The following is a 21,581-nucleotide window of genomic DNA, read 5'->3' on the forward strand; positions in this document are numbered from 1 at the left end:
TGTGGGTTAATGTGGTCAAGAAACTTAGTCTTCTGTTAATTAGTTTAGTAGTTATTATAATGGCTGGATGCAGCAGTGATAAATCTTCTGGATCAGATAATAAAAAGGAGACGTTTACATTAAAACTGGGGCACGTAGGTCCAGCTGATGCAGAGCACCCATGGCAAAAGTATGCAAAGATTTATGCAGACGAAATTGAAAAAAAGACAGATGGCCGGGTTAAAATACAAATCTATCCTTCAAGTCAGCTTGGCGGCGATCGTGAAATGACAGAAGCACTACAGCAAGGAACATTGGAAATGGGTTTAATCAGTACGATTGCAATGGGTAACTTCGTACCCGAGTTGCAGGTTTGGGATCTTCCATATATTTTCCCTAATGATAATGCAAAGGTAGATGAGATTTTAGAAGGACCAATTGGTGAAAAATTAGCAAATGCAATGTCAAAAAAATCATTACATGCTTTAGCATACTGGGAAAATGATTGGCGGGCAATGACAAATTCAAAACATCCTATTGAAAGTGTTAAAGATTTAAAAGGGCTAAAAATGAGGGTGGTAGAGAATAAACCATCATTAGATTGGTTTGGAAGAGTAGGAGCTATCCCAACGCCTATGGCATTTTCGGAAGTTTATACCGCGTTGCAGCAAAAGACCATCGATGGTCAGGACAATGGAACTCTCTTAACTCATGGAGCTAAACTTTATGAAGTTCAACCTTATTTTACATTTACCAATCATATGTATGCACCATTAGCATTGGTTGTAAGTGACAAAACTTGGAGCAAAATGCCTGAGGATATTCAGAAGATTCTTAAGGAAACTGGTGTAACAGTTGGCAAAGAACAAAGGAAATACAGCCGTGAGACAGCAAAAAAATTGGCAGAACAGCTGAAAAAAGAGGGAGTTACGGTAACAGAACTTTCAGATAGTGCAATCAAAGAATTCCAGGATAGTGCAGCGGAAACCTATAAAAAATTAGCACCAGAAATTGGCCAGGATTTAATTGACGAAATGCTGAAATATCGCCAATAGGGAGTCGGTTATATCATGAAAAAATTTAATTCGATAATGGAAGGTTTAACAGGATTCCTATTAATTGTCATGACGATTTTAGCTATAACCCAGGTAATCACCAGATATGTGCTGGAAGTATCTGTGCCTTGGGTTGAGGAATTAATCCGCTATTTAATGGTATTCACCATTTTTATTGGATCATCAATAGCCATCTATCAAAAAGCACATTTAAGTGTTGAAATATTTGACCTTGTCTTGAATAAGAAACAATTTAGATATTTAGATTTAACCCGACAGTTAATCATTACACTTTTTAGTGTCGTCATGGTTTATATCACCTTTGAATTTATTAAAACATTATTAGATTCAGGACAATTAAGTCCAGCTATGCATATATCAATGGGATGGCCTATGGCCTCCCTCCTATTGGGGAGTTTATTGATGGTTATTAATGGAGGATTTCTCTTCTATAGGATTTTGTCAAAAAAAGAAATTATTAAGGAAGGGGATCCTATGTGAATGCATTATTAATTCTGATTCTCTTTTTCATCCTAATTTTTGCAGGAATACCGGTCGCTTATAGTTTTGGTGCAGCTTCATTGGTTTATATTTTAATGATCTTTCCGGATAATATCAGCATCCTTGCAAGCAGGGGGTTTGGCTCAGTTGATTCGTTTTCATTAATGGCTATTCCATTTTTTATCTTAGCCGGGGATGTTATGAAAGAGGCAAAAATATCCCATTATCTAATCAACTTTTTATCCATTTTTACGAAAAAAATTAAAGGATCCTTGGCACATTTAACCGTCATTGCATCTACCTTTTTTGGAGCAATTTCAGGCTCATCTGCAGCTACAGTTGCGGCTATCGGCGGAATCATGATTCCAGAGATGATCAAAAAAGGGTATGATCGTCATCATGCCGTAGCTATTGCTGCATCCTCGGGATTCCTTGGGATTTTAATCCCTCCTAGTATCCCTTTGATTATTTATGGGATGAATGCAGAAGTATCGGTTTCGAAACTTTTTTTAGCCGGAATCATGCCAGGAATTATGATGGCCATTGGTTTTATGGCAGTGAACTATTTTATGCTTAAAAAATATAAAATCAATGAAACAGCCGCTGCTATTCAAAGTGGTGTAGAAAAAGAACTTAAACCTGAAAATCAAAGGAAATCTGCTTTTTTTCCGGCGATTCCTGCCTTATTGATGCCAATCATTATACTTGGAGGTATTTATACTGGAATATTTACACCAACTGAGTCAGGAGCAGTTGCCGTAGGATACGGTATCCTTGTAGCGTTCTTTTATTACAGAAGTTTGACTGGGAAAAAACTATTGCAGATTGCGGGGACTTCGGTTGTTACCAGTGCAACGATTCTAATCATGATAAGTTTTGCTGGTGTTTTTGGTTATATTATTACAGTTGAAAGAGTCCCTGCATTATTAGCAGAAACCATACTTTCTTGGACAAATAATACGATTGTTATTTTACTTATACTCAATATTATATATCTCATCCTTGGAACCTTCATGGAAACCATTACAGCTATAGTTATTACTACACCTATTTTCTTGCCATTAATTCAAGCGCTGGGAATAGATTTAGTTCACTTTGGAATCATTCAAACTACCAACCTATGTATCGGTTTAATTACACCGCCAATGGCCTTAAATCTGCTCATGGCCTCTAAGGTAGGGGAAGTATCAATCATGAAAACGATTAAACCATTAACTCCATATTTAATCATATCAATCATTGTTTTACTTTTAGTGACCTATATTCCACAAATTTCTTTATTTTTACCTGACTTATTAGTCAAAGAATAGTTTTGATATTTAAAAGAGTGGGAGGCTTCGCAAGTGGAGAAAGTAAATGACTTATCAAAAGAAGAGCAAATGAATGAAATAAAAAAAGGATTCATGGAATGGGAACAACATACATTGGAGCCCTTTATGGAGAAAAAACCTGAGAGAAAGGAAGAGTTTTATTCTCTGTCAGGGATTCCTATTAAGAGACTATACACACCCTTGGATGTAAAAGACTTTGATTATAATCAGGATCTGGGATTTCCTGGAGAATTCCCGTACACCCGAGGAGTATATCCAACGATGTACAGGGGAAGGGTTTGGACACATAGACAAATAGCCGGTTTCGGTACAGCAAAAGATACAAACGAAAGATTTAGATTTTTAAGTGAACAAGGTCAAACTGGTCTTAGTGTTGATTTTGATCACCCAACATTAATCGGTTTAGCATCAGACGACGCTTTATCTATCGGCGAGGTTGGGATGGTTGGTGTAGCTATTGATTCACTGGAGGATATGGAGGAGCTTTTTGAAGGAATCGATATAGGTCAAGTCAGTACATCCATGACCATTAATTTTCCAGCACCTATTTTATTTGCAATGTATTTAGCAATGGCTAAAAAGCGAGGAGTTGACTGGAGGAAACTTGCCGGTACACTGCAATTTGATCTATTAAAGGAGTTCATTGCTCAAAAAACCTACGTGTTTCCACCTGAGGCAGCCTTACAGCTTAGTCAGGATGTGATCCAGTTTGCTTCAGAAAATGTTCCAAGATGGAACCCAATAAACGTTTGCGGTTATCATATTCGTGATGCCGGGGGAAATGCTATTCAGGAAATTGCATTTGCTTTATCTGCGGCAACAACTTATGTTGAAACTGCTTTGGAGGCAGGATTAAAAGTTGATGATTTTGCACCTAGATTATCTTTCTTTTTCATCTCTCAAATTGACTTTTTTGAAGAGTTGGCTAAATTTAGGGCAGCAAGAAGAATTTGGGCAAAATTGATGAGGGAGAAATACAGTGCTAAAAAACCTGAGTCTCTAAGACTTAGATTTCACTGTCAGACAGCAGGTTCTTCCTTAACAGCAAAACAGCCTATGAATAATATCATTCGAACAACACTAGAAGCCTTAGCTGCGGTTTTGGGCGGAGCACAGTCTTTACACACGAACGGTATGGATGAAGCATTAGCAGTTCCTTCAGAGGAAGCAATGCAGCTTGCCCTCAGAACCCAGCAGATTATTGCGGAGGAATCAGGTGTTGTTAATACAATCGATCCATTAGGCGGTTCTTATTTTATTGAGACATTAACAAATCAAATAGAAGAGAAAGTTTGGGGATATCTTGAAGAAATTAACCGCAGGGGTGGATATGTTCAATGTGTTCAACAAGGATATTTTGAACAGGAAATTGCTAAATCTGCATATACACTTGAGAGGGAAAAAACTTCGGGCGAACGCACTGTTGTAGGAGTCAATAAATACAAAATTGAAAACGAAATTTTAACTATTAATCTAATGAAGGTTGATCCAGAAGTTGAGAAACGCCAAATTGAGAGATTAAATCGACTTAAAGAAAAACGAGACAACAAGAAGGTAGAGCTTTTATTAGCAAGAATTCGTCAAGCAGCCGAATCGAAAGCACCTCTAATGCCGCATTTAATTGAAGCAGTTGAAGCATATACAACTGAAGGAGAAATTATTGGGGTCTTAAAAGAGGTATTTGGTGAATATCAAGACCCAGGTGTTTTCTAATCTTCTAATCTCTTGGAATTGTTACCAAATCTAATAGGATAAAGGGGGATTCAAATGGGAAATGAAACAATTAAGGTGTTAATTGCAAAAGCGGGGCTTGACGGTCATGATCGCGGAGCAAAAGTGATAGCTCGGACTTTAATGGATGCCGGCATGGAAGTCATATACGGCGGACTTCGTCAATCACCTGAACAAATCGTTGAAACTGCCTTGCAGGAGGATGTGGATGTTATTGGAATAAGCCTTCTGTCCGGTGCCCATATGAAGGTGTTTCCACGTATTTTAGAATTAATGAAAGAAAAGGGGATTGAAGACAAAATATTAACTGGTGGAGGAACTATTCTCCCAGAAGAAATTGAGGAATTAAAACAATTGGGTGTTGATGATTTATTTGGCCCAGATACATCTTTAGATGATATAACCACTAAAATTCAGCAGCTGGTTTACAGCAATAGGAAAAATGTCAAGGCCTGAATAATAAAGAGGGATACGAATATCCCTCCTTATCCTAAAGTTTTGTTTGTCAGACAATCCAATAAACGAGGTATCTATATATGTTTAAAACCGTGAAAAATAAAAAAATATGTGAAGAAATCTTAGAGCAAATGAAAGAATTACTTGTATCGGGTCATTTAACGGTTGGTCAAAGAATCCCCTCGGAAATAGAATTGTCTGAAACCTTAGGGGTAAGCAGGTCATCATTAAGAGAAGCCTTAAGGGTTTTAGATGTCCTTGGAATCATCGAAGCAAAAACGGGGGATGGAACATTTATAAAGGAAGCAAAAATGGAAAATATTGGTAACATCATGACGCTGGTTGCCTTATCTAAAGAATTAGAAACCTCAGATTTATATGAAGTAAGAATTATATTAGAAAGTTATGCAGCAAGTCTTGCTGCCGAAAGAAGAAGTAATGAAGACTTAGCAATTGCAAAAAAATATTTGCTTAAAGCGGACAATGGGTCTACTGGTGAAGAGGGTTCTCTTTTGGATCATTTGTTCCATAGTTCGGTTATAAAGGCGTCCAAAAACAATGTATTAGTGATGCTGATGGACATGATTTCAGGACTATTAAGTGAACAAATAAAGTCTACCAGAACTCTTTTTTCTAGCTCAGCCGAATTAATGGAGCTTATACAAAAGCAACATTGGGAAATTTATGATGCCATTGAACAGCAAAAGCCTTTAGAAGCACAGAAAAAAGTGTTTGATCATTTAAATAATGCAAAAATAATAATAAATTTAAAACAAAAAAGTTAAACTTCCGTTTTATTACAAGAGAGGTGAGAATCCATGGACCAATCTTTACTAACTAGATTTCAACAAAAAGATCCCCTTGTTTTAGGTAAATTATTAAGAGAAGTAGAAAATCAAACATCACTAGGATATGAATTTCTTAAGCTTTGTACCACCAAGACAGGGAATTCCCATGTTATTGGGATTACTGGTCCCCCAGGAGCGGGAAAGAGTACGCTTGTAGGTGAATTATGTAAAAAGTGGTCCGAAATGGGATATTCAATAGGTGTGGTTTTAATCGATCCTACCAGTCCATTCTCAGGCGGTGCATTATTAGGGGATCGCATAAGGATGATGGAATTAGCAAAAAATTCTGGAGTCTTTATTAAAAGTCTTGCAACACGTGGGAGTTTAGGGGGGCTGGCTGCATCAACTGCTGACATAGTTCAAATTTATGATGCATTTGGAAAAGATATTATCGTGATTGAAACCGTAGGGGTAGGTCAGGTTGAATTTGATGTTATGAATATATCCGATACAGTGGTCCTTATTAATGTTCCAGGATTAGGGGATTCTATCCAAACTTTGAAGGGAGGCATAATGGAAATTGCCGATTTATATGTTATAAATCAAGCAGACAGACCCGGAGCTGACGAAAGTGTTCGAGATTTAAATATGATGATAAGAGAAAAGAAACAATTAACCTGGAAACCTCCTATTCTTAAAACGGTTGCTACAAATCATGAGGGAATTGAAGAATTGATTAATGAAATAGAAAATCATAAAGCCTATTTAAAAACTTCCAATTTATGGAACAAAAAACGTGAGGAGCGTAATTTAAAAAGGTTTAATACCCAAATTAATCAATTATTCCATCAAAAAATTAATGAATTTATTTCTACAAATAACCATATTGAAAATAGTATTGTTCGAGTAAAAGAAGGAAAGGAAGACCCGTTTACAGCCGCTCATCAAATATTTGAGGGGTTTCTAACGGATCACAATATTAAATAATTGCAGGGGGGAAACATAATGGCTAATAAACAATCTCAATCAAATCAGGAGACATTAGGAAAGGAACAAAAATTATTAAACCAGGAAGCAATAAAAACAATTGAAAAAGAGAAGGAAAGGTGGAAGGAAGAAACGGTTAAAGGGAAAGTTGGTGAAAAGGAATATTATAGTGATTCAGGGATTCCCATTAAATTATTATATACCCCTGATGATATAAAAGATTTAGATTATATGGAGGATATTGGTTTTTCGGGGGAAGCTCCATATGTTCGGGGGGTTTATCCAAACATGTATCGTGGACGTCTTTTTACGGTACGTCAGATTGCAGGTTTTGGAACGCCAGAAGATACGAATCAACGTTTTAAATTCCTATTGAAAAATGGTGCAACGGGTACAAGTGTTGTATTAGACCTGCCAACAATTCGCGGTTATGATTCAGATGATCCTGAAGCGGAAGGCCATGTAGGTGCAGCCGGTGTTTCCATTGACTCGATTGAAGATGTAGAAGCATTATATGAAGGAATTCCAATTGATGAAATTTCCAGTAATATTGTAACCCATCTGCCAAGTACAACCGTTGTTATTTTGGCGATGTTTGTTGCAATGGCCGAAAAGAAAGGCATTCCATTAGAAAAACTTTCAGGGACTAATCAAAACGACTTTTTAATGGAAACAACGGTAGGCAGTTCTTTGGAGGTTTTACCACCGAAAGCATCCTTTAGATTACAGTGTGATGCGATTGAATTTGCCAGTCAAAATCTTCCTAGATGGAATCCTGTCAGTTATAACGGATATAACTTACGAGAAGCCGGGACAACTGCCGTTCAAGAAGTTGCTTGTGCTATTGCAAATGCGATTGCCACCTCAGAAGAACTAATCAGAAGGGGAAATAAAATTGATGATTTTGCAAAAAGACTGTCATTCTTCTGGAACTTATATAATGATTTCTTTGAAGAAATTGCTAAATGTAGAGCTTCCAGACTGGTATGGCACGATGTTATGAAAAACAGATTTAATGCAAAGCATCCAAAATCCCATCTCATGCGTTTTCATGTTCAAACAGCAGGACTCACTTTAACAAAAGTTGAACCATTGAATAATATTGCACGTGCAGCCATTCAAGGCCTTGCTGCTGTATTAGGCGGTGCACAATCACTTCATGTAGACTCCTTTGATGAAGCATATTCAGCTCCAACCGAAGAATCAGCACTTATCTCCATTAGAACACAACAAATTATTCAAACTGAAACAAATGTCGTTAATACCGTCGACCCGCTGGCAGGATCGTATTTTGTGGAAAACTTAACCCAGGAAATGGCAAAAAGAATACGCGATTATATCTCTGAAATTGAATCCCGAGGAGGGCTTGTTTCAGTAGTTGAGTCAGGCTGGCTGCATCGTGAAATTGCTGACTTTGCTTACCAAATGCAGAGAGATATTGAGAGTGGTGAGCTGAAAATTGTCGGGTTAAATTACTTCCCGTCGGAACAAAGCAAGACAAAGGTAGAAGTATTCCGTTATCCGGAATCTGCTGAGTCAACACAAAAGGAAAAATTAAGAAAGCTGCGTGAGAAAAGAGACAATGACAAGGTTGAAAAAGCACTAAGAGTACTAAGGCAAAAATGTCATGAAGATGTAAATTTAATGCCATATATTAAAGAGGCTGTCTTAGCCTATGCCACATTGGGTGAAATTGAAGAACTTTTCCGTGAAGAGTTTGGACTTTGGCAGTTCCCATTGGTTTAATTAAAAAAACATGAAAATTTAGGGAGGGTATCTAATGAAAATAAAAGTGGTCATGTCTAAATTAGGATTGGATATTCATTGGCGGGGTGCCTTAGTTGTTTCCCGCATGTTAAGGGATGAAGGGATGGAAGTTGTTTATTTAGGAAATCAATTTCCAGAGCAAATTGTGGAGGCTGCTATTCAAGAAGGGGCAGATGTAATTGGATTAAGCACCTTAGGAGGAAACCACTTAACATTAGGAATAAAAGTGGTTCAAATTGCAAGAGAAAAGGGATTTAACTCCCTAATTATAATGGGTGGTGTTATTCCAGAAGATGATATACCACTTCTAAAAGAAGCTGGTATTGCCGAAGTGTTCGGCCCTGAAACCAAAATTGAGAATATCGCTGCTTTCATTCGATCCCATGTAAAGAGCGGCATAGCCTGATTAGGTAATGGCGGGGTGAATTGATCTCTCATCCCGCCAAAAGAAAGATAACCAAAAGGTCCTTCATAAAAATGGAACAAAAAAAGAATAAGAGGGGAGAATAATAGTGTTAAAAACTTCGTTATTACAACAATGGCCGCCAAAATATGAAACCAATTATGTTCCGGAACCGAATGAACAATATTGGTTTAAAGATATTGAAACAGCTTCTAAAGAAGAACTGGATGAGTTAGTATTTTTCAAATTAAAGAATGTCATGAATTATGCCTATGAAAAATCTGACTTTTATAAACGGAAGTGGGATAAAGTTGATTTTCATCCTAATGATATTCAATCCTTGCAGCAGTTTGAACAGGTTCCAATCACAACGAAGGATGAAGTCAGAAAAGATTTAATAGATTATCCACCTTTTGGGTCCAACGTTTGTATTCCTTATTCTGAGGTTCACCGGATACAAGGTACTTCCGGAACAACAGGAAAACCAACCGTATTTTCATTTGGCAAGGATGATTGGGAAAGAATCGCTCACCAGCATGCCAGAATAATGTGGAGTTTTGGAATGAGGCCTAGTGATCTTGTGTTTATTGCATCGCCATTGAGCTTATATATTGGAAGCTGGGGTGCTCTTATTGGAGCGGAAAGATTGGGAGCCAAAACTTTCCCATTTGGAGCAGGGCAGACCGGTCAAACAGAGAAGGCAGTATCGTGGCTTAAAGAAGTAAAACCAACCGTATTTTATGGTACCCCTTCCTATGCACTCTACCTTGCAGAAAAAGCAAGAGAACTAGGGGTGGATCCGAAGGAATTTGGGTTTAGAATCTTATTTTTCTCGGGTGAACCAGGCGCTGGTGTACCTTCTACAAAGAAAAAAATTGAAGAAACTTTTGGCGGGATTTGTATTGATTCAGGTACTATGGCTGAGGTTACTCCGTGGATGAGTAATACAGAATGCGAACATCGCCAAGGAGTACATTTATGGCAGGATGTTGTTTATACCGAAGTTGTTGACCCGCAAAGTAAAAAATTAGTTCCATATGGTAGTGAAGGTGTACCAGTATATACACCGTTAGAAAGAACCTCACAACCAGTTATTCGTTATTGGTCAGGAGATTTAACAACATGGACAGATGAACCATGCCCATGCGGCCGTGTATATCCACGGTTACCAAAAGGAATTTATGGACGAATGGATGACATGGTAACTGTACGAGGGGTAAATGTTTATCCGAGTCTGTTAGAGAACGTCATCAGAAGAATTGCAGGTTTGGGTGAAGAATTCAGAATTATAGTTACCCGTGAAAATATTATGGATGAAATCACGATTCAATGTGAGACCTTGGGGACTCTTAATGATGTCCAGTTAAAAGAACTTCTATCTAAAGAATTAAAAAAAGATGTTGGGATCATGTTTAAAATCGAATTACTTCCAATTGGCACATTAGAAAGAACACAATTCAAAGCAAAGCGGGTTATTGACAACCGTAACTTTAAAGAATAATGTAGAAAACTTTAAGCAAAAAATCAATCTTCGATATTGGCAGGGAGGGAATAAAATGAAACTTGAAGGAAAAGTTGCCTTAATTACGGGTGGTGCAAATGGTATTGGTAAAGAAACAGCAAAAAAATTTTTGCAAGAAGGTGCAAAAGTTGTCATTTGTGATTATAATGCTGAGGCAGGGGCTGCAGCAGTAAATGAACTTGAAAGTTTAGGAGATATTACATTTTTATCAGTGGATGTATCCGATACAAATCAAATTAAACAAATGATAGAAAAGACGTTAAATAAACATAAAAAGATTGATATTTTACTTAACAATGCTGGTATCACAATTGATGGTTTATTGACAAAGATGGATGAAGATTCATGGGAAAAAGTAATTTCTGTAAACCTAACAGGAGTATTTAAATGTACAAAAGAGGTTGTTCCAATTATGATTGAGCAAGGAAACGGTGTGATCCTTAATGCCTCTTCAGTTGTCGGATTATATGGAAATATCGGCCAAACCAATTATGCTGCCACAAAATCCGGAGTTATCGGGCTTACAAAAAGTTGGGCAAAAGAATTAGGTCCTAAAGGTATTCGTGTAAATGCAGTTGCCCCAGGATTTGTTATGACGGATTTGACGGCCAAAGTACCCAAAAAAATATTAGACTTGATGGAAAGTAAAACACCATTAAGAAAATTGGGTAAACCTGAGGATATAGCCTATGCCTATTTGTTCCTGGCTTCCGATGAAGCAGGATATATTAATGGAACGATTCTCAGTGTTGATGGCGGCCTAGTAGTTTAATGATAAATACCGCTAAAGTAAAAATTTGTATTCCTTAGGTATTATGTATTTACAAAGTAATTATTATAATGAATAATAGAATTGATATTAATAAAATATTAAAAAAATAGGTGCTAAATTAAAACTTTAGCTTAATAGGGAAGTTTGGTTAAAAGCCAACGCGGTCCCGCCACTGTAAATGGGAGCAACCTAATCGATGTCACTGTCAAAATGATGGGAAGGCATAGGAAGCGATGATCATGAGCCAGGAAACCTGCCTATTTTTTCAAACTAAACCTACGAGGATAGGGAGGTTGTGAAGAATGATCTACGTGTATTCTAATCATCCAACAACATCCTCTTTTTTGGGGGTGTTGTTTTTTTATTTAATAGATAACTTTCGTGAAATAAATATAACAAAAAGCAAGCTATAGTGATGGCTGGTGGTCGTTTTTTTCATGTTCTAAAGTTATATACAACAATGTAAATGAAGGGATGAGTCCTTTATGGATAATAACCAAGTAAGTAAAAGATTCCATGAAGACTTTAAAAAAATGGTTGTAGAACTATACCAATCTGGTAAATCAGTAAAAAGTTTGAGCAGTGAATTTAATGTATCAGAAGTAACAATTTATAAATGGATAAAAAAATATGCTCCAGTCGAACTAGAAGATGGGACGGTTGTCACTTTACAAGATTTTATTAAATTGCAAGAACAAATTAACCGTCTTAAAGAAGAAAATGAAATTTTAAAAAAGGCTATGGCTATTGTAGCAAGAAAATAACTTTTTTATCTGAATTTTATCAATAAAAATAAATTCCTTGGAAAGTGGGAAACAACAAATGAAGAAGCTATATTCGCTGATATTCGTATTCATATTAATTACCGGAGTACTAGCTGGCTGCGGGGAAAAGCAGGATCAGTCAAAGCAAGAGAATAAAACGAATACAAACAAAACAGAGCAGGCAGCTTTTCCGGTGACGGTGAAGGATGCACTGGATAATGATGTGGTGATTGATAAGAAACCGGAAAAAATTGTGTCTTTAATGCCAAGTAACACAGAAATTGCCTATGCATTGGGTCTTGGAGACGAAGTTGTCGGAGTTTCTGATTTTGATAATTATCCAGAAGATGTTACAAAGAAAGAGAAAATTGGCGGTCAGGAAATTAACCTGGAAAAAATTATTTCATTAAAACCAAATTTAGTGTTAGCACATGCTTCTACTGCTCATAACTCTGAAGCAGGTCTTAAACAATTGGAAGATGCTGGCATTAAAGTTTTAATCGTAAACGATGCACAAAATTTCGAGCAAGTATATAATTCCATTCTGATGATTGGGAAAGCAACAGGTGAAGATAAGAAAGCAGAAGAGATTGTAAACGGGATGAAGGACAAGTTAGCGTCCATTAAAGAAAAAGCTGCGACAATCAAAGAAAAGAAAAAAGTATTAGTGGAAGTATCTCCAGCACCTGAAATTTATTCACCAGGTAAAAATACGTTCATGAATGAAATGCTTAAGACGATTAATGCTGAAAACATTGCCGGTGATTTAGAAGGCTGGGCAAAGATTGATCAAGAAGCAATGATTAAACGAAATCCGGATGTTATCCTTACCACTTATGGATACTATGTGAAAAATCCAGCCGAACAGGTTTTGTCCCGTAAAGGCTGGGAAAATGTAAATGCTATTAAAAATAAGCAAGTCACTGATGTTGATTCAGATCGCGTAACCCGTTCAGGTCCGAGAATCATCGAAGGAGTAGAGGATCTTGCCAAGGCGATCTATCCTGAAGTTTTTAAATAATAAATTTACAGCGTATGGTATTGCATTTATTTTTTTAATTATTTCCATTATCATGGGGATCTCCATTGGAACGGTTTCTGTTCCGGTCCTCACGATAGTAAAAATCATTGGGGCAAAGCTTTTGGGTATTTCTATTTCTAATATTGACCCAATGAACAGCAGTATTGTGTTAAATATACGGCTGCCAAGAGTGATTTTATCTGGTCTTGTCGGTGCATCTCTTGCTATTGCAGGAGCTGCCTTTCAAGGCCTTTTACGGAATCCACTGGCAGATCCGTACACATTAGGTGTATCCTCAGGGGCATCAGTCGGTGCTGTTATTACATTATTTTTTAATCTGTCGATTCCCTTTGTAGGATTTTTCACCTTACCATTATTAAGTATTCTTTTTTCATTTTTAACCATCTTCGTGGTTTTAACATTTGCGCGAAAAATTGAACGTTCCATGCGGGTTGAAACGATTATTCTTACCGGTATTATTTTTAGTTCCTTTTTAGGAGCTTTGATTTCGCTGATGATTGCGTTGACCGGAGATGAACTGCGGCAGATTATCGGCTGGCTGTTGGGAAGTGTCTCCATGCGCGGCTGGGAATATATCAAGATTATTCTGCCATTCTTTATCATTGGTTCAGCTGTTCTTCTTTTCAATGCCAAAGAATTAAATGCCATGTCGTTTGGAGAAGAGAGGGCACATCATTTAGGCGTTAATGTGCAAAAACGAAAGCTGCTTGTCTTAATTGCAGGTTCCATTTTAACGGGAGCAGCCGTTGCAGTATCAGGGACTATTGGTTTTGTTGGACTGGTGATTCCACATTTAGTTCGAATTGTTTGGGGACCTGATCATAAGCATCTGCTGCCATTATCTATTTTGATTGGAAGCGGGTTTTTGATTTTGGCTGATTTAATTTCCAGAACCATCATTTCCCCAACTGAATTGCCGATAGGGGTTATTACAGCTTTAATAGGCGCCCCTGTTTTCGCAGCGATTTTATTGCAAAGAAAAAGAATGGAAAGAAGTTGATGGAAATGCTTAGCGTGCAGCATGTGACGGGCGGTTATACAGGCGAAGCAGTGGTAAAAGATGTTTCTTTCATCGTTGAAAAAGGAGAACTGTTTGGGATCCTTGGGCCTAATGGTAGCGGAAAAACAACCTTATTAAAAATGCTAAGCGGAATCTTGCCCATCCAACAGGGAGAGGTGCTGATTGGCGGAGAAAAAATTCAGTCCTACAGCCCAAAGCAGCTGGCACAAAAGGTGGCTGTACTTTCCCAGCACTCCTCTCAATCCTTCTCCTATACGGTAAAAGAAACCGTGTCACTTGGCAGGTATGCCCATCAAAAGGGGTTGTTCCAGACATGGAGCGGGAAAGATGAAACAGTTGTTCAACAGGTCATGAAACAGATTGGTGTCTCACAGTTTCAAGAAAAACATCTTCAAGAATTATCAGGCGGCGAGAAACAGCGGGTATTTTTGGCGCAAGCTCTGGCACAGGAGCCGGAAATTCTTTTGCTTGATGAGCCGACCAACCACCTCGATTTATCGTATCAAAAAGAATTACTGGATTTATTAAAACAATGGACGACAGAAAAGGGACTGACCGTGGTTTCTATTTTTCATGATTTGAATCTTGCCGGATTGTATTGCGACCGGCTGCTTTTGCTGGAAAATGGGGTCATCAAAATCAATCATGTCCCCAATGAAGTTCTAAGGGAAGAAACGATTCGTGATGTGTATCGAACAAACATCCAAAAACACCCGCATCCAAAAGTGGCTGCCCCGCAGATGGTACTTCTTCCAGAAATCCAGAAGGCTGCTGAAGAGATTGAAATTAATGAAAAAATGCTGCATCAATCAGATGAGTTTATTTTGCTGAAAGCACCTTTTCCATTAAGAACCATGTCCTCTGGCGTCATAGGAGCTGGAACTGGGTGGCACCAGCTATTTGTAAACCGTCATGTAAACAAGGATTACAACTGTGATGATCACAAAGCAGAAATGGCATCATTTTTACGGGCAAACGGGTTCGAACCATCTGAAACAGTAGGGATGATGACGGCAGTATACCTCGAGGATGTTGAATACCAATATCATCAAACAGATGAATTCTCCATTTTTGTAGTGGTCACGGCTGGTGTTGGTAATGCGGTAGATCCTTCTAAGAGCGGCCAGCACACATTTGAAATGGTTCCAGGGACCATCAATACGTGGATTTTCGTGAATGGCGAGCTTAGTGAGGAAGCGTTTATCCAAAGCATTATGACTGCAACAGAAGCAAAAGCTAAAGCAATGGTTGACTTAGAGGTAGTTGATAAAGTGACAGGGACGATTGCCACAGGTACGTCAACCGACAGCATCCTGGTTGCAGCTGCTCAAACGGGTAAGTATTTAGAGTATGCCGGTACCATTACACCGCTGGGAAAGGTAATAGGTCATGCTGTCTATCAATGTACGACAAAGGCTGTTCAAAAATCACGGAGAAGAAAACATTTATGATAGGTTACCATTTAGTTTCCATCTCAATTGCCTATATCCTTGATTTGTTGATTGGCGATCCGCCGAATTGGCCGCATCCTGTCCGATGGATCGGATCATTGATTACTTTTTTCGAAAAAAGATGGAATACCGGCAGTCATAAAAGAATAAAAGGTGCCGGGATGCTCTTTTTTGTCATATTATTGGTCTTTGCTATCGTACTGGCAGCGGTTTTAATAGCTTACAAGATTCACCCGATAGTTGGGATGGTGGCAGAGGGCATCATCATTTCTTCAGCCATTGCTCAAAAAAGTTTAAAAACTGCCTCCCTTGAAGTTTTCCAGCCATTAAATGAGGGCGACCTGACAGAGGCCAGGAAAAAACTTTCCTATATTGTGGGCAGGGATACAGAGACCTTGGATGAAGCTGAAATTTCCCGAGGTGCCATTGAAACAGTGGCGGAAAATACGAGTGACGGGGTAACCGCCCCATTATTTTGGGCCTTCATTGGCGGAGCGCCGCTGGCAATGCTATACCGCGCAACGAATACTTGTGACTCTATGGTGGGTCATCTGAATGATCGGTACAAGGAGTTCGGCTGGGCGTCGGCAAAATGGGATGATGTCATGAACTGGATTCCCAGCAGGCTGACTGGTTTGACCATGCTGTTAGGGAATCGTCCCACAAGCATGAGTTATCGGAATGCCTGGGCAATTTTATTCCGGGATGCAAAAAAACATCCCAGTCCAAACAGCGGCTGGGGAGAGGCTGCTGTTGCTTCGATTTTAGGAATCCAGCTTGGTGGAGTGAACTATTATAAAGGGATGATATCAAACCGGGCAAAAATGGGCGACCCTGTTCATCCAATCCAAGCCAATCATATTTTAGAGGCCAATCAGATTTTAGGCAGAACGGTGTTGTTATTTTTGTTGTTTTTATGGATTGGAGGGCTTTTCCTTGAAATCGCTATTAACTAATCCCTCTTTCATTTTTATTACAGGAGGAGTTAGGAGCGGTAAAAGCAGTTTTGCGGAAAGAATGGCAGAAAAAATGGCGCAGGAAACTGGAGGTGTGCTTACCTATTTTGCTACAGGTGTTTCCACTGATCATGAGATGGCAATTCGGATTGAAAAACATCAACGTGACCGACAAACAGCAAAACAGCCTTGGAGAACGATTGAACATTCTACCAGGATTGAAACAGCTGCTCCACAAATTGGCAGCAATGATATTATTCTGCTTGATTGTGTTACCACTCTATTAAATAATGAATTATTTTCGGAACAAGATGTTTGGGATGAAAAGTTCCTGAAAAAAGTGAAGAGAACTATTTTAACAGGAATTCATTGTATAAAAAGCCGTGCAAAAGCGATGATTGTCGTCAGCAATGAAGTATTAAATGAGCCAATATTCGGAAACGAACTTGTTTTTACTTACGCGAGATTATTAGGACAAATTCATCAGCATTTAGTCAAGGAAGCCGATCACGCTTATTTAATTGAGGCCGGCATCCCTATCTTAATGAAAGGGGCAGAAAAATGAAGGGTATTATGATTCAGGGCACTTCCTCTGATGTTGGAAAAAGTTTTATCGTTACGGCACTGTGCCGTATTTTTGCCAATGAAGGTATAAAAACAGCCCCATTTAAATCGCAGAATATGTCCAATTTTTCTACCATCACACCTGATGGGAAAGAAATTTGCATTGCCCAGGCCGTGCAGGCAGAAGCCGCAAAAATTAAGGCAACGGAATGGATGAATCCGATTCTGTTAAAGCCTCGTCCTAATCAAGAGGCTGAGGTTGTTTTCTTTGGAAGGAGAATTGAGATCATTTCCGGCAGCGGCTATCGTGAGAACTTTTATGAAAAAGCCGTCTCTGCCATTGAAACTTCCTTGGCTAAATTGGCAGAGGAATATGAACTCATTGTCATCGAAGGTGCTGGCAGCCCAGTTGAAATTAATTTAAAAGACCGTGAAATTGTCAATATGAAAGTGGCAGAATTAGCCGATGTACCGGTTATCCTTGTAACGGATATTGACCGGGGCGGTGCGTTTGCCAGTATTGTCGGTACACTGGAACTGCTTACACCAATGGAGCGGAAACGGGTCGTTGGTGTCATTATTAATAAGTTTTACGGGGATATTCGTTTATTTCAGGATGGAATTGATTGGCTGGAGGAAAAAACAGGTGTACCGGTCCTTGGGGTTTTGCCTTTTATCGGGAATCATTTAATTGATGTAGAGGACTCGCTTTCAAGCCAGCCTTTAGATCGGGATTCGAGTACGAAAGAGGAAAAGGATCAAAGATTAGATGAGGTCGCAGCATACGTAAAAAGCCAGCTAAAATGGGAGTTAGTAAAAGATATCATCCATCAATGGAGCAAAAAGGGATGAAATGGATTAGAGGTTTTTTGATTGGACTGCAATTTTTTACTGCAATTCCAATTTCTAAACAATTTCCAATGGATCAAGATCATCTTAAAAGAACGATTCAAGCCTTTCCATTGCTGGGATTGTTTCAAGGGGTTATTTATTCTTGCTTACTGTATTCCTTGCTTGAATATACTCCTTTTTCTTATTTGGCAGCTGCCTTTTTGGTGTGGTTAGTGACGATTGTTTTAACGGGCGGGATCCATCTTGATGGCTGGATGGATGCAAGTGATGCTTATTTTTCCTATCAGGACCAAGACAAAAGACTGGAAATCATGAAAGACCCTAGAACAGGGGCATTTGGTGTGATTTCCATTATCGTTTTATTAAGCTGCCGATTTCTTTTTATCTATGAAATGACCGTAAATGTACAACCTTTATTTTTTGTTTTGATTGCTGTTATTCCATTTTTAAGTAAATCTGTGATGGGAGTTATTCTTCTCACAGTTAAGTCAGCAAAGCAAGAAGGACTGGGCTTTATGTTCCAAAAGGCTGCTGATTTGAAAGCGCTTTGGATTTATCCAGTTTATTGGCTGGCAATGGTATTACTTTTTCCAATCTCCTGGATTTTATTTGCGGCTGCTTCTGTTTCCTTCTTTTTGATTCGAAGAAAAGTGGTGAAATGGTTTGGCGGTATGACAGGGGATGTGCTGGGAGCGACAGTAGAGGGGACGGAACTGATTTTATGGATGACTCTGTGGTTATTGCATTATTTCGTCATGGTTTAACGGAAGCCAATAAGCGAAAAGAATACGTAGGATGGGCAGATTCACCATTATCCACTGATGTGAAAATGCTTCCGCTGAAAAGAGAATATGAATGTTATTTTTCCAGCAATTTAAAACGATGTGTCGATACGGCGAAATGTTTATTTCCACAGGCTGCTCCTGTTTGTCTCCATGAATTACGAGAGATGAATTTCGGCGTTTGGGAAGGAAAAACATATGAAGATTTAAAGGAAGATGGACATTATCAGAAATGGCTGTCTGCCCCTTTTAGCATCTGTCCGCCAAAAGGGGAGTCTTTTCAGCAGTTTTCAGTTAGAGTCGAGGCAGGCTGGGAAAAGCTGAAGGATGAAATTTTTTCAAAAAATATCAGCCGGTGTGCGGTGATCACCCATGGCGGAGTTATTAGATATTTATTAACGAAATATGCACCCGAGCCAAAAGAGTTTTGGACTTGGCAGGTACCGCATCACTTAGGGTTGGAACTAATTTTTAATAAAGATTCATTAAGGAGAGATGAGCGATGCACTTTGTTACAGGAGGTGCCTTTAACGGAAAAAGAGCCTGGGTAAAGCAAACGTACAAGGGTTACCATTGGATTTCGGCTTACGAAAATGCTTCCTTACCGATAGATGTAAGTACTATAGAAGGGAATTTGCTGGTTTTAGAAGGAATTGAACTGTGGGTAAAAGAATTTACTAATAAGTATAATCTGAATGAATGCCGGAATGTTTGGAACCGCTGTTTGGATCAGTGGCAGTCATGGGAGAAAGAAAAGCCGGGCCGCATCATCGTGATCATTGGGACAGATATTACGAAAGGCATTGTCCCAGTTGAAAAAGAAAACCGCCGCTGGCGTGATGCTGCAGGCTGGGCTTTTCAGGATTTAGCGGCAAGGGCTGAAAAAGTAGATATTATTTGGTATGGGATCAATCACACTATTAAAGCAGGGGGAGAAGAGGAATGAGAATTTATACAAGAACTGGGGACAAAGGGCAGACAAGTATTATCGGGGGAAGAGTGGATAAAGATGATATTCGTGTAGAAGCCTATGGCACGGTTGATGAAGTAAATTGCTTTGTCGGCCAGGCGGTAACGGAACTGGATCCGGCCATTTTTAAAGATGTTCTTGATGATCTTGAAAAAATCCAGCATGAATTATTTGACTGCGGCGGTGACTTGGCAAATGTAACAGAAAAAAGACCATCAAAGCTGCAGCAGGAGTCCATTGATTATTTAGAAGCAAAAATTGATGAGTATATTAAAGAGGCACCGGAATTAGAGAGATTTATTTTACCTGGAGGTTCAAAGCCGGCCGCATCCATTCATATTGCCAGAACCGTTACCCGCCGTGCAGAAAGATTAGTCGTTTCTCTATTAAAATCAGATCCCAAAACACCTGTATTGGCATTGCAGTATTTAAACCGGTTATCAGATTATTTCTTTGCATTGGCAAGAGTTATTAACTGCCGTTTAAATGTAAAGGATGTGGAATACGCCCGCAGTGCAAAGGTGTTTAGGGACGGGAAGCGTAAAGATGAAAAGTAATAAGCTAAATGGAAAATTAATCAGCTGGCTGGCAATGTTTACCGCCTTATCTGTCGTTGGCGCGGCGATAAAAGTACCTGCCATTGTATCGAGTGTTGCCCTGGATGCTTTTCCGGCATTATTGGCAGGAGCTCTATTAGGCGGCGTGGCTGGTGCGATTGTAGGAGCGGCAGGACATTTGTTATCGGCCTTGTTAGGCGGATTTCCGCTGGGGCCGATGCACTTTCTGATTGCCGGCGAGATGGCTGTCCTTGTTTGGCTATTTGGGGTGATTTACAAAAAGAAACAACGGCTTTTGTCCGGAATTATTTTTGTCCTTGGCAATTCATTAGCAGCCCCAGTGCCATTTATCTTTTTAATAAATAAAGCCTTTTATGTTTCAATGGTTCCCTCACTATTGATTGGTTCTATAATCAATACAGTCATTGCTTTGTTCGCTATTCCTCGTCTAGTTTCATTAGTAACACATGGTGGTGCTAAGGAAGCGGTAAAACGATGAGGGATGTGGTGACCATTCCGTTTGACGGAGGCGCAAGCCTGATTATTGCCAGTGATAATAGCGGCGGAATTGGGATGAGGGCAGATGATCAGGTTCAGGTGCCATATGAAACAGTTGCTTATTATTCATTCCGAGTGGCCGTTATGGAATGTATTGCTGCAGGTGGAGAGCCTATTACAGTAGTCCTTCATAATTTTTGCGGAAATGAGCCATGGGAAGAGCTTGTGAATGGAATCCAGAAAGGATTATTCGAACTTGATTTAACGGATGTTCCCGTTACTGGAAGTACAGAAAGTAATTTTCAGCTGCTGCAATCGGCGATTGGAATGCTGGTGATCGGTAAAAGGGCAGCTAAGCGGGAAAATGAAATTTCGTATGATGAAGATTTAAACTTAGCAGTGATCGGACTTCCTTTGGTGGGCAGTGAGGTGATTGATCAAGAAAATCAAGTGGTGCCATTATCGGTTTTTCGAGATATTGCTAAAATGGATGGAGTCATCACCTGGCCGGTCGGGTCCAGGGGGATATTCTATGAGCTTGAGCAAATGTTTCCTGATTGTATGTTGAAAAAGGAAATGGTGGTTTCCGATATAGATGTGTGGAAATCATCAGGTCCAGCAACCTGTTTTATTGCTGCTTATCGGAATGAACAGGCAGATGAATTAAAAAAGCTGGCAGGGACCTATATGCATTCATTAGAAATTAGGAATTGCAGATAAAATGTGAAAACTGCAGATATATCCGCCAAAACTGCAGATAAAATGAAAAAATTACAGATATCTGATTAAAAACTGCAGATAAAATTGAAAATTGAATTCTGATTAAAGCAAG

General features: G+C 39.0%; 24 protein-coding genes and 1 riboswitch. All 24 genes read left to right on the forward strand.

The window, feature by feature from the left end:
* The first annotated feature begins 11 nt into the window (after positions 1-11).
* Positions 12-1,034 carry a TRAP transporter substrate-binding protein gene (locus tag M3183_RS02425; protein WP_251466086.1) on the forward strand — a complete coding sequence of 341 codons (1,023 nt, stop codon included), beginning with the start codon at positions 12-14 and terminating at the stop codon, positions 1,032-1,034.
* Positions 1,035-1,049: 15 nt separating this feature from the next.
* Complete coding sequence (locus tag M3183_RS02430) at positions 1,050-1,535, forward strand: TRAP transporter small permease (RefSeq protein ID WP_251466087.1); 486 nt, start codon at positions 1,050-1,052, stop codon at positions 1,533-1,535.
* Positions 1,532-2,845, forward strand: coding sequence for a TRAP transporter large permease (locus tag M3183_RS02435; protein ID WP_251466088.1), 1,314 nt, complete (start codon positions 1,532-1,534; stop codon positions 2,843-2,845). Before M3183_RS02430 ends, M3183_RS02435 begins: the two co-directional genes overlap by 4 nt.
* Positions 2,846-2,914: 69 nt before the next feature.
* Entirely contained in the window at positions 2,915-4,579 is a 1,665-nt protein-coding gene (locus M3183_RS02440; protein ID WP_251466278.1) for an acyl-CoA mutase large subunit family protein, read from the forward strand.
* A gap of 54 nt (positions 4,580-4,633) precedes the next feature.
* Positions 4,634-5,053, forward strand: a complete 420-nt coding sequence (locus tag M3183_RS02445) for a cobalamin B12-binding domain-containing protein (protein ID WP_251466089.1) — start codon at positions 4,634-4,636, stop codon at positions 5,051-5,053.
* Positions 5,054-5,145: 92 nt separating this feature from the next.
* A complete protein-coding gene (locus M3183_RS02450; protein ID WP_251466090.1) occupies positions 5,146-5,838 on the forward strand; it encodes a FadR/GntR family transcriptional regulator in 693 nt (230 codons plus the stop codon).
* Positions 5,839-5,871: 33 nt separating this feature from the next.
* The gene (meaB, locus tag M3183_RS02455) at positions 5,872-6,828 is read left to right on the forward strand and encodes a methylmalonyl Co-A mutase-associated GTPase MeaB (protein WP_251466091.1); all 957 of its coding nucleotides are present in this window, start codon (positions 5,872-5,874) and stop codon (positions 6,826-6,828) included.
* Between the two features lie 18 nt (positions 6,829-6,846).
* On the forward strand, positions 6,847-8,574 hold the full coding sequence (locus tag M3183_RS02460; RefSeq protein WP_251466092.1) for an acyl-CoA mutase large subunit family protein: 1,728 nt from the start codon (positions 6,847-6,849) through the stop codon (positions 8,572-8,574).
* Between the two features lie 34 nt (positions 8,575-8,608).
* Positions 8,609-9,001 (forward strand): cobalamin B12-binding domain-containing protein, encoded by a 393-nt coding sequence (locus tag M3183_RS02465; RefSeq protein ID WP_251466094.1) that lies wholly within the window; start codon positions 8,609-8,611, stop codon positions 8,999-9,001.
* Between the two features lie 106 nt (positions 9,002-9,107).
* Positions 9,108-10,499 (forward strand): phenylacetate--CoA ligase family protein, encoded by a 1,392-nt coding sequence (locus tag M3183_RS02470; protein ID WP_251466096.1) that lies wholly within the window; start codon positions 9,108-9,110, stop codon positions 10,497-10,499.
* Positions 10,500-10,554: 55 nt separating this feature from the next.
* Positions 10,555-11,292 (forward strand): 3-oxoacyl-ACP reductase FabG, encoded by a 738-nt coding sequence (gene fabG / locus M3183_RS02475; protein WP_251466099.1) that lies wholly within the window; start codon positions 10,555-10,557, stop codon positions 11,290-11,292.
* A gap of 91 nt (positions 11,293-11,383) precedes the next feature.
* Positions 11,384-11,567, forward strand: a riboswitch (cobalamin riboswitch).
* Positions 11,568-11,777: 210 nt separating this feature from the next.
* Entirely contained in the window at positions 11,778-12,056 is a 279-nt protein-coding gene (locus M3183_RS02480) for a transposase (protein ID WP_396953688.1), read from the forward strand.
* 58 nt (positions 12,057-12,114) lie between these two features.
* The gene (locus tag M3183_RS02485; RefSeq protein WP_251466101.1) at positions 12,115-13,077 is read left to right on the forward strand and encodes an ABC transporter substrate-binding protein; all 963 of its coding nucleotides are present in this window, start codon (positions 12,115-12,117) and stop codon (positions 13,075-13,077) included.
* Positions 13,043-14,098 carry a FecCD family ABC transporter permease gene (locus tag M3183_RS02490; protein ID WP_251466103.1) on the forward strand — a complete coding sequence of 352 codons (1,056 nt, stop codon included), beginning with the start codon at positions 13,043-13,045 and terminating at the stop codon, positions 14,096-14,098. Before M3183_RS02485 ends, M3183_RS02490 begins: the two co-directional genes overlap by 35 nt.
* A 5-nt stretch (positions 14,099-14,103) precedes the next feature.
* Positions 14,104-15,570, forward strand: coding sequence for an adenosylcobinamide amidohydrolase (locus M3183_RS02495; protein ID WP_251466105.1), 1,467 nt, complete (start codon positions 14,104-14,106; stop codon positions 15,568-15,570).
* A complete protein-coding gene (gene cbiB, locus M3183_RS02500) occupies positions 15,567-16,526 on the forward strand; it encodes an adenosylcobinamide-phosphate synthase CbiB (RefSeq protein WP_251466107.1) in 960 nt (319 codons plus the stop codon). Before M3183_RS02495 ends, cbiB begins: the two co-directional genes overlap by 4 nt.
* Positions 16,507-17,091, forward strand: a complete 585-nt coding sequence (locus tag M3183_RS02505) for a bifunctional adenosylcobinamide kinase/adenosylcobinamide-phosphate guanylyltransferase (RefSeq protein ID WP_251466108.1) — start codon at positions 16,507-16,509, stop codon at positions 17,089-17,091. The genes cbiB and M3183_RS02505 overlap by 20 nt, the downstream gene beginning before the upstream one ends.
* A complete protein-coding gene (locus M3183_RS02510) occupies positions 17,088-17,942 on the forward strand; it encodes a cobyric acid synthase (RefSeq protein WP_311315342.1) in 855 nt (284 codons plus the stop codon). The genes M3183_RS02505 and M3183_RS02510 overlap by 4 nt, the downstream gene beginning before the upstream one ends.
* Positions 17,939-18,706: an adenosylcobinamide-GDP ribazoletransferase gene (gene cobS, locus M3183_RS02515; protein ID WP_251466109.1), complete on the forward strand. Its 768-nt coding sequence runs from the start codon at positions 17,939-17,941 to the stop codon at positions 18,704-18,706. Before M3183_RS02510 ends, cobS begins: the two co-directional genes overlap by 4 nt.
* Complete coding sequence (locus M3183_RS02520) at positions 18,664-19,275, forward strand: histidine phosphatase family protein (protein ID WP_251466110.1); 612 nt, start codon at positions 18,664-18,666, stop codon at positions 19,273-19,275. The genes cobS and M3183_RS02520 overlap by 43 nt, the downstream gene beginning before the upstream one ends.
* The gene (locus M3183_RS02525; RefSeq protein ID WP_251466111.1) at positions 19,227-19,670 is read left to right on the forward strand and encodes a bifunctional adenosylcobinamide kinase/adenosylcobinamide-phosphate guanylyltransferase; all 444 of its coding nucleotides are present in this window, start codon (positions 19,227-19,229) and stop codon (positions 19,668-19,670) included. The genes M3183_RS02520 and M3183_RS02525 overlap by 49 nt, the downstream gene beginning before the upstream one ends.
* A complete protein-coding gene (locus tag M3183_RS02530) occupies positions 19,667-20,251 on the forward strand; it encodes a cob(I)yrinic acid a,c-diamide adenosyltransferase (protein ID WP_251466112.1) in 585 nt (194 codons plus the stop codon). Before M3183_RS02525 ends, M3183_RS02530 begins: the two co-directional genes overlap by 4 nt.
* Positions 20,241-20,750 carry an ECF transporter S component gene (locus tag M3183_RS02535; RefSeq protein ID WP_251466113.1) on the forward strand — a complete coding sequence of 170 codons (510 nt, stop codon included), beginning with the start codon at positions 20,241-20,243 and terminating at the stop codon, positions 20,748-20,750. The genes M3183_RS02530 and M3183_RS02535 overlap by 11 nt, the downstream gene beginning before the upstream one ends.
* Positions 20,747-21,469 carry an ATP-binding protein gene (locus M3183_RS02540; RefSeq protein WP_251466114.1) on the forward strand — a complete coding sequence of 241 codons (723 nt, stop codon included), beginning with the start codon at positions 20,747-20,749 and terminating at the stop codon, positions 21,467-21,469. The genes M3183_RS02535 and M3183_RS02540 overlap by 4 nt, the downstream gene beginning before the upstream one ends.
* Positions 21,470-21,581: the final 112 nt, after the last annotated feature.

It is taken from the genome of Neobacillus mesonae (assembly GCF_023715155.1).
Taxonomy (GTDB): domain Bacteria; phylum Bacillota; class Bacilli; order Bacillales; family Cytobacillaceae; genus Neobacillus; species Neobacillus mesonae_A.

Excerpts from the sequence above, each read along its gene's own strand:
- M3183_RS02430 (WP_251466087.1), top strand. The coding sequence starts at position 1,050 with ATGAAAAAATTTAATTCGATAATGGAAGGTTTAACAGGATTCCTATTA.
- M3183_RS02440 (WP_251466278.1), top strand. The coding sequence starts at position 2,915 with ATGAATGAAATAAAAAAAGGATTCATGGAATGGGAACAACATACATTG.
- M3183_RS02445 (WP_251466089.1), top strand. The coding sequence starts at position 4,634 with ATGGGAAATGAAACAATTAAGGTGTTAATTGCAAAAGCGGGGCTTGAC.
- meaB (WP_251466091.1), top strand. The coding sequence starts at position 5,872 with ATGGACCAATCTTTACTAACTAGATTTCAACAAAAAGATCCCCTTGTT.
- M3183_RS02460 (WP_251466092.1), top strand. The coding sequence starts at position 6,847 with ATGGCTAATAAACAATCTCAATCAAATCAGGAGACATTAGGAAAGGAA.
- M3183_RS02465 (WP_251466094.1), top strand. The coding sequence starts at position 8,609 with ATGAAAATAAAAGTGGTCATGTCTAAATTAGGATTGGATATTCATTGG.
- fabG (WP_251466099.1), top strand. The coding sequence starts at position 10,555 with ATGAAACTTGAAGGAAAAGTTGCCTTAATTACGGGTGGTGCAAATGGT.
- M3183_RS02480 (WP_396953688.1), top strand. The coding sequence starts at position 11,778 with ATGGATAATAACCAAGTAAGTAAAAGATTCCATGAAGACTTTAAAAAA.
- M3183_RS02485 (WP_251466101.1), top strand. The coding sequence starts at position 12,115 with ATGAAGAAGCTATATTCGCTGATATTCGTATTCATATTAATTACCGGA.
- M3183_RS02495 (WP_251466105.1), top strand. The coding sequence starts at position 14,104 with ATGCTTAGCGTGCAGCATGTGACGGGCGGTTATACAGGCGAAGCAGTG.
- cbiB (WP_251466107.1), top strand. The coding sequence starts at position 15,567 with ATGATAGGTTACCATTTAGTTTCCATCTCAATTGCCTATATCCTTGAT.
- M3183_RS02510 (WP_311315342.1), top strand. The coding sequence starts at position 17,088 with ATGAAGGGTATTATGATTCAGGGCACTTCCTCTGATGTTGGAAAAAGT.
- cobS (WP_251466109.1), top strand. The coding sequence starts at position 17,939 with ATGAAATGGATTAGAGGTTTTTTGATTGGACTGCAATTTTTTACTGCA.
- M3183_RS02520 (WP_251466110.1), top strand. The coding sequence starts at position 18,664 with ATGGATGACTCTGTGGTTATTGCATTATTTCGTCATGGTTTAACGGAA.
- M3183_RS02525 (WP_251466111.1), top strand. The coding sequence starts at position 19,227 with ATGCACTTTGTTACAGGAGGTGCCTTTAACGGAAAAAGAGCCTGGGTA.
- M3183_RS02530 (WP_251466112.1), top strand. The coding sequence starts at position 19,667 with ATGAGAATTTATACAAGAACTGGGGACAAAGGGCAGACAAGTATTATC.
- M3183_RS02535 (WP_251466113.1), top strand. The coding sequence starts at position 20,241 with ATGAAAAGTAATAAGCTAAATGGAAAATTAATCAGCTGGCTGGCAATG.
- M3183_RS02540 (WP_251466114.1), top strand. The coding sequence starts at position 20,747 with ATGAGGGATGTGGTGACCATTCCGTTTGACGGAGGCGCAAGCCTGATT.